Origin of the sequence: Caulobacter sp. NIBR1757, assembly GCF_027912495.1 — a bacterium.
Taxonomy (GTDB): Bacteria; Pseudomonadota; Alphaproteobacteria; order Caulobacterales; family Caulobacteraceae; genus Caulobacter.
Genome location: NZ_CP115463.1, coordinates 1,077,501 through 1,091,487 on the forward strand (window position 1 = coordinate 1,077,501; position 13,987 = coordinate 1,091,487).

The 13,987-nt window shown below is 66.6% G+C and carries 11 protein-coding genes (1 of these 11 running past the window's edge); 9 read left to right on the forward strand and 2 right to left on the reverse strand.

Annotated elements, in window-relative coordinates; translation table 11 throughout:
- On the forward strand, positions 1-1,011 hold the final stretch of the coding sequence (rpoC, locus tag O5I81_RS05205) for a DNA-directed RNA polymerase subunit beta' (protein WP_271067889.1). Its footprint begins 3,168 nt before the window's first position; the window shows 1,011 of its 4,179 coding nt (coding positions 3,169-4,179); its start codon lies off the left edge, out of view; its stop codon occupies positions 1,009-1,011.
- 165 nt (positions 1,012-1,176) lie between these two features.
- Positions 1,177-1,569 carry a hypothetical protein gene (locus tag O5I81_RS05210; protein WP_271067890.1) on the forward strand — a complete coding sequence of 131 codons (393 nt, stop codon included), beginning with the start codon at positions 1,177-1,179 and terminating at the stop codon, positions 1,567-1,569.
- Here O5I81_RS05210 and O5I81_RS05215 read toward each other — a convergent pair whose 3' ends face one another.
- The gene (locus O5I81_RS05215) at positions 1,570-2,232 is read right to left on the reverse strand and encodes a hypothetical protein (RefSeq protein WP_271067891.1); all 663 of its coding nucleotides are present in this window, start codon (positions 2,230-2,232) and stop codon (positions 1,570-1,572) included.
- 198 nt (positions 2,233-2,430) lie between these two features.
- Here O5I81_RS05215 and O5I81_RS05220 point away from each other — a divergent pair, with 198 nt between their 5' ends.
- From O5I81_RS05220 to tuf, 6 genes are all read left to right on the forward strand, one after another.
- Positions 2,431-2,763 carry a zf-TFIIB domain-containing protein gene (locus O5I81_RS05220; protein ID WP_271067892.1) on the forward strand — a complete coding sequence of 111 codons (333 nt, stop codon included), beginning with the start codon at positions 2,431-2,433 and terminating at the stop codon, positions 2,761-2,763.
- Between the two features lie 65 nt (positions 2,764-2,828).
- Positions 2,829-4,829, forward strand: coding sequence for a S9 family peptidase (locus tag O5I81_RS05225; protein ID WP_271067893.1), 2,001 nt, complete (start codon positions 2,829-2,831; stop codon positions 4,827-4,829).
- Positions 4,830-5,080: 251 nt separating this feature from the next.
- Positions 5,081-5,452 carry a 30S ribosomal protein S12 gene (rpsL, locus tag O5I81_RS05230; protein ID WP_166573533.1) on the forward strand — a complete coding sequence of 124 codons (372 nt, stop codon included), beginning with the start codon at positions 5,081-5,083 and terminating at the stop codon, positions 5,450-5,452.
- A 12-nt stretch (positions 5,453-5,464) separates the two neighbouring features.
- Positions 5,465-5,938: a 30S ribosomal protein S7 gene (rpsG, locus tag O5I81_RS05235; RefSeq protein WP_271067894.1), complete on the forward strand. Its 474-nt coding sequence runs from the start codon at positions 5,465-5,467 to the stop codon at positions 5,936-5,938.
- A gap of 87 nt (positions 5,939-6,025) precedes the next feature.
- Complete coding sequence (gene fusA / locus O5I81_RS05240; protein ID WP_271067895.1) at positions 6,026-8,104, forward strand: elongation factor G; 2,079 nt, start codon at positions 6,026-6,028, stop codon at positions 8,102-8,104.
- Positions 8,105-8,154: 50 nt separating this feature from the next.
- Entirely contained in the window at positions 8,155-9,345 is a 1,191-nt protein-coding gene (gene tuf, locus O5I81_RS05245) for an elongation factor Tu (protein ID WP_271067896.1), read from the forward strand.
- Positions 9,346-9,454: 109 nt separating this feature from the next.
- Here tuf and O5I81_RS05250 read toward each other — a convergent pair whose 3' ends face one another.
- On the reverse strand, positions 9,455-10,864 hold the full coding sequence (locus O5I81_RS05250; RefSeq protein WP_271067897.1) for a DUF2254 domain-containing protein: 1,410 nt from the start codon (positions 10,862-10,864) through the stop codon (positions 9,455-9,457).
- A 531-nt stretch (positions 10,865-11,395) separates the two neighbouring features.
- Between O5I81_RS05250 and O5I81_RS05255 the strand changes: the two genes are divergently transcribed.
- Positions 11,396-13,861: a membrane-bound PQQ-dependent dehydrogenase, glucose/quinate/shikimate family gene (locus O5I81_RS05255; protein ID WP_271067898.1), complete on the forward strand. Its 2,466-nt coding sequence runs from the start codon at positions 11,396-11,398 to the stop codon at positions 13,859-13,861.
- Positions 13,862-13,987: the final 126 nt, after the last annotated feature.

The window sequence follows — 13,987 nt, forward strand, 5'->3', positions numbered from 1 at the left end:
TGGCGCACCGGCTCCAAGGGCACGGACCTGCGTCCGGCGCTCGCGGTCCTGGGTGAAGACGGCTCCTACCAGCGGCTCGCCGCCGGTGGCGAGTCCCGCTACCTGCTGTCGGTCGGCGCCATTCTGTCGGTGGCCGACGGCGACACGGTGAAGCCGGGTGAGATCATCGCCCGTATCCCCACGGAAGGCGCCAAGACGCGCGACATCACCGGCGGTCTGCCGCGGGTTGCCGAGCTGTTCGAAGCCCGCCGTCCGAAGGATTGCGCGGTCATCGCCGAGATGGACGGCCGGGTCGAGTTCGGGCGCGACTACAAGAACAAGCGCCGGATCAAGATCACCCCGGAGGACGGTGGCGAACCCGTCGAGTTCCTGATCCCCAAGGGCAAGCACATCGCGGTGCACGACGGCGATATCGTCCGCAAGGGCGAGTACATCATCGACGGCAACCCGGATCCGCACGACATCCTGCGCATCCTGGGCATCGAGGAGCTGGCCAACTTCCTGGTCAACGAAATCCAGGAAGTCTACCGCCTGCAAGGCGTGCCGATTAACGACAAGCACATCGAGGTGATCGTTCGCCAGATGCTGCAGAAGGTGGAAATCCTCGAGCCCGGCGACACCGGCCTCATCAAGGGCGACCACCTCGACAAGTCGGAATTCGACATCGAGAACGCCAAGACCGAAGCCCGCGGCGGCCGCCCGGCGATCACCCAGCCGGTTCTGCTGGGCATCACCAAGGCCTCGCTGCAGACCCGTTCTTTCATCTCGGCCGCCTCCTTCCAGGAAACGACCCGGGTGCTCACGGACGCCTCGGTCCACGGCAAGGTCGACACCCTCGAAGGCCTCAAGGAAAACGTCATCGTCGGCCGTCTCATCCCGGCGGGTACGGGCTCCTACCTGCGGAACCTCCAGAAGATCGCCACCAAGCGTGACGAACAGCTGGCCGCCTCGCGCGAAGCGGCGATGGAGCCGCTGCCCGTCGAGATCGCCGACGAAGTCCTCGCCGACTAGTCGGACGGACCAGACCTATCGAGACGGCCCGGGAGTGATCCCGGGCCGTTTTCGTTTGGGTCCTGCGAAAGGCGCCCTATCTCTTGCGCCATGGGACCGGGGGTAACCAGATCACTGACGGCCAGCGAGCGCGCCGCGCTCTCCGACGGCCTGTGGGACGCGCTGATGGCCGCCGGGGCCTTTCCGCGCATCGTCGCCGCCTCCTCGCCGCTCGCCCGCCTGTCCCACCTCTGGCGCGGCCACACGCCCGTCCTGACCCTCGGCGACCGCATCTTCTGGGGCCGCGCCCCCGACGACTGCTCGGCCCAGCCCGTCGCCATGGCCCTGCTGCAGCACGAACTGCAGCATGTGCTGGACTTCGCCAGCGGCCGGATGAGCTGGCTCTCCTACGCCCTGCGTCCCGGCGACTGGAGCTACAGCGTGCCGAACGCCGGCTGGGACTGGAACCGGCTCGGCGCCGAGCAACGCGCCGTTCTCGCGGAACGCCTCTGGCGGGCCGAGCGCAACGGCGCCGCCGGAGAGGCCGCCCGCCTGCGCGCCGTCCTGCCTTGGGGCTAGCTAGAACGGCGTCTTGATCGGGGCGTGGCTCGGCGAGCCAGGCCCGACTCCGGCCGGATACCCCGGTCCCTGCTCCTCGCTGGTCCCGGTCGGAATGGTCGGGTTCTCGCGCCATTCGCGGTCCCGTTGCTGCTTGGCGGCGACCTGGTCCCAGGCCTTGCGCTTGGCGCCGGGGATTGGCGCGGCGATCGGCGACACCTGGCGGACCGGCCGATCCGAGCAAGCCTCCCGCTCGCGCCGGTTCAACCCCGTCGCGTCCGGATAGGCGCAGCCGTAGGTGCCGCGCAGCGCCTTGCGGGTATCCTCGCCGGGCGACGGAAAGATCGTCGGCCCTCGTCCGGAGCCGCCCTTCTTCTCGCCCCCCGCACTGGCCCCGGCCGGGGCCGGGGCGGGCAGGGGGGACGGCGCCACCTGCGACGGCGGCTCGACGGCCGGCACATGCAGCATTGGGGCGGTCGTATCGCGCCGGGGAATGCCGTTGGCCGGGTTGCCGCCCGCCTCGGCCGGCGCGGGCTGGGCCGGCTGCACCCGGGGCGGGAACAGGCTGATGTCGATGACCTCCTCGGGCAGAGGCGGCCGCTCCCGCACCCCCGGCGTATTGAGGCCGATCAGGGTGAAGAGGCCGACGTGGAACAGCAGCGACAGGCCGGTGACGACAGCCATCCGCCGCCGGTCCCGCCGCTGATTGCGTGTCTGCGCCACGCCGCCTCCCATCCTGTCCAGCCTGAACGCTGATCGCCGGGCGCGGCCAAAACGTGTCCCCGCCGGGACCCTTTCCGGGCCCCCGGGTTTCAGGACGGGTTGCGACGTCCCGCCGCATGCCTATCTGCAGGGGGACCCCATGGCCGTGAGGAACAGACCGTGCCCCTGCTGATGTGCCCCAACGACAACAGTTCCATGCAGAAGCTCGTCCGAGACGGCGTCGAGATCGACATGTGCCCGACCTGCCGGGGCGTTTGGCTGGATCGCGGCGAGCTGGAGAAGATCCTCAGCGGCGGCCGCGAACAGCAGCAGGATCTCAGCCAGGATCGCGAACGCTTCACGCGGGAAGTGGATACCTTCCACCGCGACCCGGAAGCCTGGCGCCGCAGCCACCCCTACGACGACCGCGAGAAACGCCACCGCTACGACGACGACTACAACTACCGCAAAAAGAAGAAGGGCGGCTTCGACCTGTTCGACATCTTCGACTGAGCCCCCTAGATTGCAACAGGCGCGGTCGTGACCGCGCCTGTTCGCGTCTTCGGGGGGATTTTCAGATGTTTCGCGCCGTCCTGGGCTTTTGCGCCCTGACTCTGGCTGCCGTGTCGCCGCTGGTCGCCGCGGCCCAGCAGGCCAAGCCGCCCGTGCTGGCCTACGCCCGCCTGCCGGCCATCCAGATGGCGGAAATCTCGCCCGATGGCGCGCGCCTGGCCTACATCGGCGGTACGGCCGACGACCGGGTGATCTTCATCACCCCCATCGACGGCGGCGCGCCGGTGACCATCCGGCCTGGCACGGTCAACGTCAAAAGCGTCCGCTGGGCGGGCAGCAGGCACGTCCTCATCGGCATTGCGATGTACGACAATGATGCCGACTACGCCGCCGGCCTGAAGACCGCCTACACCTTCCGCCGCGACCTGCTGGTCGACGCGGCGACCGGCGACGTCAGGGGTCAGGTGCTGGCCGAGGCCAACTGGACCCGACTGGCGCTCGACATCCCGGTGCTGGCCACCATCGATGGCGACAAGCCCTACATCATCGTCCAGGGCCTCGACCTGGCCTCCGACCTCAGCTCGGGCAACAGCCTGACCGTCCTCAAGAAGAAGGGCGACGACATCGTCCCCGCCCTCTGGAAGGTCGACCTGACCACCGGCAAGGGCCGCATGCTGGAACGCGCCGGCCGCCTGACCCGCTCCTTCGAGACCGACCTCACCGGCGAGTCCCGTGTCCGCTGGGACTATGACGATACCCGCAAGGCCGAAACCATGCTGGCCCGGGGGAAGGGCGCGGCCGCCTGGAAGGCGGTCGATCGCGGAGACGGCTCGAATTTCGACTACCAGGGCTATTCCGATCCCGACGACGCCCTGATTGTCCGGATCACCGACAAGGCCGGCTCGCGCCTGGTCAAGCGGTCTCTGAGCGGCGGGCCCGATGTCGAACTCGTGCCGGGTCTCGACGCCGCCCATGCGCGGGTCCTCTGGGATCTGGACCGCTCCGTGCCAGTCGCCGTGTCGGTCGGCGGTGACGAGCGCTCGAAGGTCCAGTGGCTGGATCCCGCTCTCGCCGCCGTGCACGCCCGTCTCGGCAAGGCCCTGGCCGGCAAGTCGGTGTCGCTGGCCAGCTGGAGCCGCGACCGCACCCGCCTGGTGGTCATGGCCGAGGCCGACGACAGCCCGCCGGTCTGGTACCTCTATGATACCAGGACCAAACAGGCCTCGCTGATCGCCGAGTCCTATCCGGAACTGGCCGGCGCCGCCTTCGCCAAGACCCGCTGGATCACCTACCCGGCCAAGGATGGTCTGACGATCCCCGCCTACCTGACCTTGCCGCCGGCCAGGGCCGATGGGAAAAAGCCGCCGCTGATCGTGCTGCCGCATGGCGGCCCGGCCTCGCGCGACACCTGGGGTTTCGACTGGATGGTGCAGTTCCTGGCCTCGCGCGGCTATGCGGTGCTGCAGCCGCAGTTCCGTGGCTCCGCCGGCTTCGGCGACGCCTTCGAGCGGGCCGGCTACGGCGAATGGGGCGGCAAGATGCAGACCGATCTGCTCGACGGGGTGGCCGCCACCGCCGCCCACGGGGTCGATTCCGCCCGGACCTGCATCGTCGGCCTTAGCTATGGCGGCTACGCGGCCATGTCCGGCGCGGTTTTCCATCCCGAGGTCTACCGCTGCGCCGTCTCGGTCAGCGGCGTTTCCGACCTGCCGCTGTGGATCGGTGCTACCCGCCGCGCCTATGGCGAGGATTCCTACGCCCTGGCCTACTGGCGCGCCGCCATCGGTGATCCACGCGTCTCCAGCTCGGCGATGATCGAGGCCTCGCCGGTCCGTCGCCTTGGGGCGGGGTCCAGTCCGATTCTCCTGATGCACGGCGATCTCGACACCACCGTGCCGCTGGAGCAGTCGCGGACCATGGAGCGGCGTCTCAAGGAGCTGGGCCAGTCCACGCCCCTGATCATCCTCGAAGGCGATGACCACGACCTGTCGAAGTCCAGGAGCCGCATCAAATTCCTAAGCGAGACCGAGGCCTTCCTCGGCAAGCACCTGCCCGTCGCGCCGTGAATCGGGGTGGGGTCTTCCAGCCCCGCCTAAGAGTCCGGAAACCCTTGACCTTTGGGGGTCTCGCGAGTATCTAGCCCGCTCTTTCGAGGCAGGGTCTTAACGGATCCTCACCCGAGGAACTTCAAGGACCCGCCGGCCGCCACGACGCAGCCGGTGAGTTTGCGCGTTCAACGGCCTCGGATTGACGAACCCTATAGGACCCTGAAGCGCCTCGGCCGAAAGGCACACGCTTCCACGAGCACAGAGATTAGATGCCTACAGTCAACCAGCTGATCCGTAAGCCGCGGCAACCCAAGCCCGTGCGCAACAAGGTTCCCGCCCTCAAGGGCTGCCCCCAGCGCCGTGGTGTTTGCACCCGCGTCTACACCACCACCCCCAAGAAGCCGAACTCGGCTCTGCGGAAGGTGGCCAAGGTCCGCCTGACCACCGGCGTCGAAGCCGTGTGCTACATCCCCGGTGAAGGTCACAACCTTCAGGAGCACAGCGTTGTGCTCATCCGCGGCGGCCGCGTGAAGGACCTTCCCGGCGTTCGCTACCACATCCTGCGTGGCGTCCTCGATACCCAAGGGGTCAAGGACCGTAAGCAGCGCCGTTCGCACTACGGCGCCAAGCGCCCGAAGTAAGGAAGAGATTCAATGTCCCGTCGTCGTCGCGCAGAGAAGCGCCAGGTGCTGCCGGATCCCAAGTTCGGGGATCTCGTTGTCACCAAATTCATGAACTACGTCATGTACGAAGGCAAAAAAGCCGTCGCCGAGAACATCATCTACGGCGCCTTCGACATTCTGGAAGCCAAGCGCAAGGACCAGGGTCCCCTGGAAACCTTCCACGGCGCCCTCGACAACGTCGCCCCGGCGATCGAAGTCCGTTCGCGCCGCGTCGGCGGCGCCACCTACCAGGTGCCGGTCGAGGTCCGTCCGGACCGTCGTCGTGCGCTCGCCATCCGCTGGCTGGTCACCGCCGCGCGCAAGCGTGGTGAGAACACCATGACCGAAAAGCTGGCCGGTGAGCTGCTGGACGCTTCGAACAACCGCGGCACCGCGGTCAAGAAGCGCGAAGACACGCACAAGATGGCCGAAGCCAACCGGGCATTCTCGCACTACCGCTGGTAACCACCCAGCGCCGTCAGGTCTTACAGGGACGGGCGGTTTGAAACCTCAAACCGCCCGTTCCGCTCATTCTAACACCAGGCATATCCCATGGCCCGCGCCAGCAAGATTGAAGACTACCGCAACTTCGGAATCATGGCCCACATCGATGCGGGCAAGACGACGACGACCGAGCGGATTCTGTACTACACCGGTAAGAACCACAAGATCGGTGAAGTCCACGATGGCGCGGCCACCATGGACTGGATGGACCAGGAGCAGGAGCGTGGCATCACGATCACCTCCGCCGCGACCACCGCGTTCTGGAACGACAAGCGCCTGAACATCATCGACACCCCCGGGCACGTCGACTTCACCATCGAGGTGGAGCGTTCCTTGCGCGTCCTCGACGGCGCGGTCACCGTTCTCGACGGCAACGCCGGTGTCGAGCCGCAGACCGAAACCGTCTGGCGCCAGGCCGACAAGTACCGCGTGCCGCGCATCGTGTTCGTCAACAAAATGGACAAGATGGGCGCCGACTTCAACAAGTCGGTCGAGAGCATCCGCGACCGCCTGGGCGCCAAGGCCGTGCCGATCCAGCTGCCGATCGGTTCGGAGTCGTCGCTGCGTGGCCTGGTCGACCTGGTCCGCATGAAGGCCGTCGTCTGGGATGCCGACACCATCGGCGCCACCTTCCACGACGAGGAAATCCCGGCCGACATGAAGGACGAGGCTGAAGCCGCCCGTCACTACATGATCGAGAACGCCGTCGAGCTCGACGACGAAGCCATGGAAGCCTACCTCGGCGGCGAAGAGCCCTCGATCGACATCATCAAGAAGTGCATCCGCAAGGCCGTGCTGACCGGCGCCTTCTACCCGATCCTCTGCGGCTCGGCCTTCAAGAACAAGGGCGTCCAGCCCCTGCTCGACGCGGTCGTCGACTACCTGCCCTCGCCGGTGGACATCCCGCCGACCAAGGGCATCGACTTCCGCACCGAGGAAGAAATCGTCCGCAAGGCTTCGGACGATGAGCCCCTCGCCGTGCTCGCCTTCAAGATCATGGACGACCCCTTCGTCGGGTCGCTGACCTTCTGCCGCATCTACTCGGGCAAGCTGGAAACCGGCATGGGCCTGCTGAACTCGACCCGCGACCGCAAGGAACGCGTCGGGCGCATGCTGCTCATGCACTCCAACAACCGCGAGGACATCAAGGAAGCCTACGCCGGCGACATCGTCGCCCTGGCCGGCCTGAAGGACACCCGCACCGGCGACACCCTGTGCGATCCGAACAAGTCGCCGGTCATCCTCGAGCGCATGGAATTCCCGGCCCCGGTCATCGAGATCGCGGTTGAGCCGAAGTCCAAGGCCGACCAGGAAAAGCTGGGCGTCGCCCTGGCCAAGCTGGCGTCGGAAGATCCGTCCTTCACCGTCTCGACCGACCACGAGTCGGGCCAGACGATCCTGAAGGGCATGGGCGAGCTGCACCTCGACATCAAGATCGACATCCTGAAGCGGACCTACAAGGTCGAAGCCAACATCGGCGCGCCGCAGGTTGCCTATCGTGAAAGCCTGGGTCGCAAGGCCGAGATCGACTACACCCACAAGAAGCAGACCGGCGGTACGGGCCAGTTCGCCCGCATCAAGCTGACCTTCGAACCGGGTGAACCCGGCTCGGGCTTCGTCTTCGAAAGCGCCATCGTCGGCGGTAACGTGCCGAAGGAATACATCCCCGGCGTCCAGAAGGGCCTCGAGTCCTCCAAGGAAAACGGCCTGCTGGCCGGCTTCCCGCTGATCGACTTCAAGGCCACCCTGACCGACGGCGCCTACCACGACGTCGACTCCTCGGTCCTGGCCTTCGAAATCGCCGCCCGCGCCGCCTTCAAGGAGCTCCGTGAAAAGGGCGCCCCGAAGCTGCTCGAGCCGATCATGGCCGTCGAAGTCGTGACCCCGGAAGACTACCTGGGCTCGGTCATCGGCGATCTGAACAGCCGTCGTGGCATGATCCAGGGCCAGGACACGCGCGGCAACGCGATCGTCGTCAACGCCTTCGTGCCGCTGGCCAACATGTTCGGCTATGTGAACACCCTCCGCGGGATGTCGCAGGGCCGCGCCGCCTTCACCATGCAGTACGACCACTACGATCCGGTGCCGCAACACGTCGCCGACGAAGTGATCAAGAAGTACGCCTAACCCTTCCAACCCTAGTTTAGAGGACAGGCCCAATAGGGCTGGAGCTTGAAATGGCTAAAGAAAAGTTCGAACGTAACAAGCCGCATTGCAACATCGGCACCATCGGTCACGTTGACCATGGCAAGACGACGCTGACGGCCGCGATCACCATGGTGCTGGCCAAGACCAGCGGCGGTGTTGCGAAATCCTACGCCGACATCGACGCGGCGCCGGAAGAAAAGGCCCGCGGCATCACCATCAACACCGCGCACGTGGAATACGAGACGGCCAACCGTCACTACGCCCACGTCGACTGCCCCGGCCACGCCGACTATGTGAAGAACATGATCACCGGCGCCGCCCAGATGGACGGCGCGATCCTGGTCGTCTCGGCCGCCGACGGCCCGATGCCCCAGACCCGCGAGCACATCCTGCTCGCCCGTCAGGTCGGCGTTCCGGCCCTGGTCGTGTTCATGAACAAGGTCGACATGGTCGACGACGAAGAGCTGCTCGAGCTGGTCGAGATGGAAGTACGTGAACTTCTGTCGTCCTACCAGTTCCCGGGCGACGACATCCCGATCACCAAGGGTTCGGCCCTGGCCGCCGTCGAAGGCAAGACCCCGGCGATCGGCGAGGAAGCCATCCTGAAGCTGATGCAGTCGGTCGACGACTACATCCCGCAGCCGGCCCGTCCGCTGGACCTGCCCTTCCTGATGCCGGTCGAAGACGTGTTCTCGATCTCGGGCCGCGGCACCGTGGTCACCGGCCGCGTCGAAAAGGGCATCGTCAAGGTCGGTGAGGAAGTCGAGATCGTCGGCATCCGTCCGGTCCAGAAGACGACCTGCACCGGCGTCGAGATGTTCCGCAAGCTGCTCGACCAAGGGCAAGCGGGCGACAACGTCGGCGTTCTGCTGCGCGGCACCAAGCGTGAAGACGTCGAGCGTGGTCAGGTTCTCTGCAAGCCGGGCTCGATCACCCCGCACACCAAGTTCGTGGCCGAAGCCTACATCCTGACCAAGGAAGAGGGCGGCCGTCACACCCCGTTCTTCACCAACTACCGTCCGCAGTTCTACTTCCGGACCACGGACGTGACCGGGATCATCAAGCTGCGCGAAGGCGTGGAAATGATCATGCCGGGCGACAACGCCGAGCTGGACGTCGAGCTGATCACCCCGATCGCCATGGACCAGGGCCTGCGCTTCGCCATCCGCGAAGGCGGCCGCACCGTCGGCGCCGGCGTCGTGTCGAAGATCGTCGAGTAGGCTTTCAGCTTCACCGCTGAGACAAGCGAAGGGCCCGGAGCAATCCGGGCCCTTTTGCTATGCACGGCGCTGCGTCCTCTCCTCGGCGCCGTCCCTGACGGCCCGCCGCTCAGGCCGTTCCGCCAAGCCAGGCGCTGCTGTCCCTCAATCGCCGTTTGTAGTCGGGCTCCGCCAGGCTTCGGCGCAATTCGCCGGCCCGCTGCACGACCCGATCCCGATTGAATCCGACCAGCTTCTCCCGGGCCAGGACGTCCATCCGCTCCGCATAGCCGCCGATCAGCGCCAGCCTTTCGGCGTCATCGCACCCCAGGGACACCTCTCCCAGCGCCCGGAGGAATCCGAGCGCCGCCACCATGTCGCCCGAACAGTATTGCGCCAGGGCTCCGAAGCCTCGCTCCATGAAACTGTCAAAGGTGACAGGATGGGTGATGACGCGAAGGGCCCCCTCATCGTCCGCCCGCAAATGCGAAGGCAGCTCACGGGCCGCCAGATCCGAGAAAGCCGCCGCCAGCCAGTCCAGGCAGGTGACCGCCGTGAACGGATCGTTGACCCCCGGGGACAGGGCTCGGCCGGCGATCTCGACCAGTTCGTCGATAAGAAACCGGATGTCTTGCAATGAGGTGCGTCGGGACCCTACGGCGAATGCGCCGCTGATGGATGCCGCTGCCTCTTCGTCACATCGATGGGGCGGCCAGACCTCTACGAGAACCCGGCCCACATGGACGAAATCGCCTGGCTGGTACTGCAGCCGCAGGACCAGGTCGCGTTCGCTGGCGAGTCTCAGCAACGTCTCATCGTCTATCACCTGCAGATAGCCGGTGCCTGTTGAGGCAACGAGCGTGCGGTTGGCGCCGTCGGCGGCGGTCGCGCCCTGCCGGAAGGTGGCGGGTACGGCGGCCTCCTCGGCGCTGGCGTCATCCTGCGGGGGCGGCGCGCCGATGAAGCGGGGAAATCTCGCATCGAGTTCGCCCAGCAGCATCGACCCGACCCCCTCGACGACACTGTTGATGTGCAGTTGGCGTGGCACGTGGTGAATGAAGAAGATCAGCACGCCGATCGAACAGAGGGCGAGGACGACGCCGACAAGGAGGGCGAGGTTCGGCACGAAGCCGGCGCCGGCTTCGGCCGCCGACCGTATGGTTCTGAGGATCAGCAGGCAGTAGACGAACGTCGCGATGAAGGTGCCCAGGGTGACCTGGTTGCCGCGGTCGCTCATGAAGTTGCTGAGAAGGCGCGGACCGTACTGCCCGGACGCGTAGACGACGGCGGCGATGGTCACGGAAAACACCGTGCCCGCGACAGTGATCATCGAGCCGCTGATGACGGAAAGCACCTGGCGCGCGCCGTCTGGCCGCGCCGCATATAACCAGGGCAGGCCGTCCATCCAGGCGGAACCCGCGTGAGTGTCGACGAAGATCATGCCGCCGGCCAGGCAGACGGCGGTCAGCGCCATGATCGATGGCAGGAACCAGTAGCTGACCTTGAGATCGTCGGCCAACTGCAGAAAAATCGACTTCATCCGCGAACTCCCAGGGCCGCCACCGGGCAGGGGTCCGAACGGGCGACCCGGAGGTAACGCGCGGACGGGCGAGACGCTTCCCACCTCGCCGCCAAAGATATCGAGGCTGTCCCCAACGGGCGGCGGGTGATCCACGTCCTTATGTATCACCCAACCTCGACGTTCGCCGCAGGGGCCAAGCCTCGAACAGGTCCGCCCCCGATGAGGGCGATGGCCGCCAACGGTTGCCGCGCGCGTCTCGTCTTTGGTGTGCGCTCTCGCGAGGCCCCGGCTCGCGCCTGTCGGGTTCGGGAACAGATCATCAGCTTTATCAATATAGATGGAGCATAAATCACCGATAGTCGATCAAAAGCAAATCTAGCCGCCGCGTTTATATTGAATACTGCGTAGGATTTTCATGTGCTGCGGAATCTGGCGCCAATTTGATGGTGTAATCTTCGGAGCTGCGGGCCGGCGCTCTCGATATCCTGAATGGCGATCGAAACCATTCGCGGGCGCTGGCGTTCCCTCTCTGGAGAGAGGGCTACCAACATGACTGACACACAACTCGAAACCGGCGGAACAGGCCTGTGGGTAGCGAGAGCTATTGGCGGCCTGTTCGGCCTTATCGGTTTGGTGCTGTCGGTGGGCGGCCTCTGGCTGCTGATCGTTGGCGGGTCCGCCTACTACGCCCTCGCGGGCGTGGCGCTGGTCGCGGCGGGCATATTCATCGCCAGGCGGAGCCCCCTGGGGCTCTGGATCTACACCGCGACCTATGTGGCGACGGTGCTCTGGGCGTTGTGGGAGGTGGGGCTGAATGGCTGGGCGCTCGTTCCGCGGCTTGTCGGTCCGACCGTCCTCATGGCTCTGGCGCTGGCGATCTCGCCCTTCCTGCTGCGGGGCAGGATGCGATCGCTGGCGCCGCTCGGCGGGCTGGCGTCGCTCGTGGTTCTCTGCCTGGTGCTGGGCATCGCCGTTGGCGTCAACGCGGGCTTCGATGTTCGTCCGCTGCCCCAGACCGGTGCGCAGGCCGCGCAACTGTCCCCGATGGAGACAGGAGACGACTGGCCGGCCTATGGCGGCGGCCAAAGCGCGCGGCGCTATTCGCCGCTGGCTCAGATCACCCCGGACAATGTCGGCAAGCTGAAGCGGTTCTGGGTCGCCCATACCCGCGACCTGCCCAAGGACCTGGGCGACAACAAGTACGGGGCGGAGACGACGCCGATCAAGGTCGGCGACTCGATCTACCTGTGCTCGGCCAAGAACATCCTGATCTCGCTCGACGCGGCGACCGGTCGCGAAAAATGGCGCTTCGATCCCAAGGTGCCCGACGCCTGGATTCCCTACACCGCCGCCTGCAGGGGCGTGACCTATTTCGACAGTCGCGCCGCGGCGCCTCCGGCTGACAGCATCAAGGCCTCGGCCGGCCAGGCGACCGCAGCCCAAACCGGCGCGAAGGCCTGCACGACCCGGATCATCGAGGGAACGCTGGACGGCAGGCTGATCGCCGTCGATGCCGTCGATGGTCGGCCCTGCGCGGATTTCGGCCGCAACGGCCAGGTCGATATCAAGCAGGGCATGGGCCCTGTCGTGCCCGGCATGGTGGCCATCACCTCGCCCCCGGTGCTGGTTCGCGGTGTGCTGGTCACCGGCCAGCAGGTCCTCGATGGCCAGAAGAACGACGCGCCGTCGGGTGTGATCCAGGGGTTTGACGCCGTTACCGGCAAGCTGCGCTGGGCCTGGGACCTGGGCCGGCCGGACCGCACCGGCGCCCCCGCCCCCGATGAAACCTATACGCGCGGCACGCCCAACATGTGGACCACGGCGGCCGCCGATGAGGCCCTGGGCTACGTCTACCTGCCGATGGGCAACTCCGCCGTCGACTACTGGAGCAGTGATCGCTCCCCGGCGGAGAACGACTACGCCAGCGCCCTGGTGGCGGTCGATGTCACGACCGGGAAGGCCGTCTGGCGCTTTCAGACTGTCCGCAAGGACGTCTGGGACTACGATCTCGGCTCCCAGCCGTCCCTCGTCGATTTCCCGACCCCGGCCGGGCCGGTCCCTGCCCTGGTGCTGACCAGCAAGGTCGGGGACATCTACATCCTGGACCGTCGCACGGGGGCTCCGCTCAGCAAGGTGGCGGAGATGCGCGCGCCGCAGGGCGGCGTCGAACCTGCCCAGCGTTCGCCGACCCAGCCGGTGTCGGCTTTCAATACGCTTCGCATGCCCGACCTGCGGGAGCGCGACATGTGGGGCATGTCGCCGATCGACCAGATGATCTGCCGCATCCAGTTCCGGATGGCGTCCTACAAGGGGGTCTACACGCCCCCGACCTCCGACCGCCGCTGGGTGGAATACCCGGGCTACAACGGCGGTTCGGACTGGGGCAGCCTGGCGGTCGATCCGCGGCGTGGAGTGATCGTCGCCAACTACAATGACATGCCCAACTACAACCGGCTGGTCCCGCGCGCGGTCGCGGACAAGAAGGGCTGGACGCCTCGTGGCCAGGCGCGCGGCGGCGATCTGAAGGGCGGTGCGGAAGGGGCCGGCGATCCGCAGGCCGGAACGCCCTACGCCATCGACGTCAATGCCGGCTGGCGCATGCCGTTTACCCAGATGCTGTGCAAGCAGCCCCCTTACGGCGGGATCCGCGCCATCGATCTGGCCACTGGCCAGACCCTTTGGGACCGGCCCCTGGGCGATGCCCGCCGCAACGGTCCGTTCGGGATCCCCTCGATGATGCCCATCACCATCGGCACGCCGAACAACGGGGGCCCCCTGGTCACCGCGGGCGGACTGATCTTCGTCGCGGCGACGACGGACAATGTCTTCCGCGCCATCGACATTCGGACCGGCAAGACCGTCTGGGAGGATACGCTGCCGGCGGGCGGGCAGGCCACGCCGATGACCTACACGGCCAATGGCCGCCAGTACGTCGTCCTCATGGCGGGCGGGCACCATTTCATGCAGACGCCCGTCGGTGACCAGCTCATCGCCTACGCCCTGCCGGGGTCATGACGCGGATCGCCGGCGCGCATCCGGCCGGTGCGCGCGGCCACGCCCGTCTGAACCCCACGCGCACCGGGCGGCGCACGCAGACGTCAAATGCACCGGGCCCGCCGGTGCTATACTCCTGATCCAGTG

Coding starts and splice junctions, on each gene's coding strand:
- O5I81_RS05210 (WP_271067890.1), top strand. CDS start 1,177: ATGGCCGCCGGGGCCTTTCCGCGCATCGTCGCCGCCTCCTCGCCGCTC.
- O5I81_RS05215 (WP_271067891.1), bottom strand. CDS start 2,232: ATGGCTGTCGTCACCGGCCTGTCGCTGCTGTTCCACGTCGGCCTCTTC.
- O5I81_RS05225 (WP_271067893.1), top strand. CDS start 2,829: ATGTTTCGCGCCGTCCTGGGCTTTTGCGCCCTGACTCTGGCTGCCGTG.
- rpsL (WP_166573533.1), top strand. CDS start 5,081: ATGCCTACAGTCAACCAGCTGATCCGTAAGCCGCGGCAACCCAAGCCC.
- rpsG (WP_271067894.1), top strand. CDS start 5,465: ATGTCCCGTCGTCGTCGCGCAGAGAAGCGCCAGGTGCTGCCGGATCCC.
- fusA (WP_271067895.1), top strand. CDS start 6,026: ATGGCCCGCGCCAGCAAGATTGAAGACTACCGCAACTTCGGAATCATG.
- tuf (WP_271067896.1), top strand. CDS start 8,155: ATGGCTAAAGAAAAGTTCGAACGTAACAAGCCGCATTGCAACATCGGC.
- O5I81_RS05250 (WP_271067897.1), bottom strand. CDS start 10,864: ATGAAGTCGATTTTTCTGCAGTTGGCCGACGATCTCAAGGTCAGCTAC.
- O5I81_RS05255 (WP_271067898.1), top strand. CDS start 11,396: ATGACTGACACACAACTCGAAACCGGCGGAACAGGCCTGTGGGTAGCG.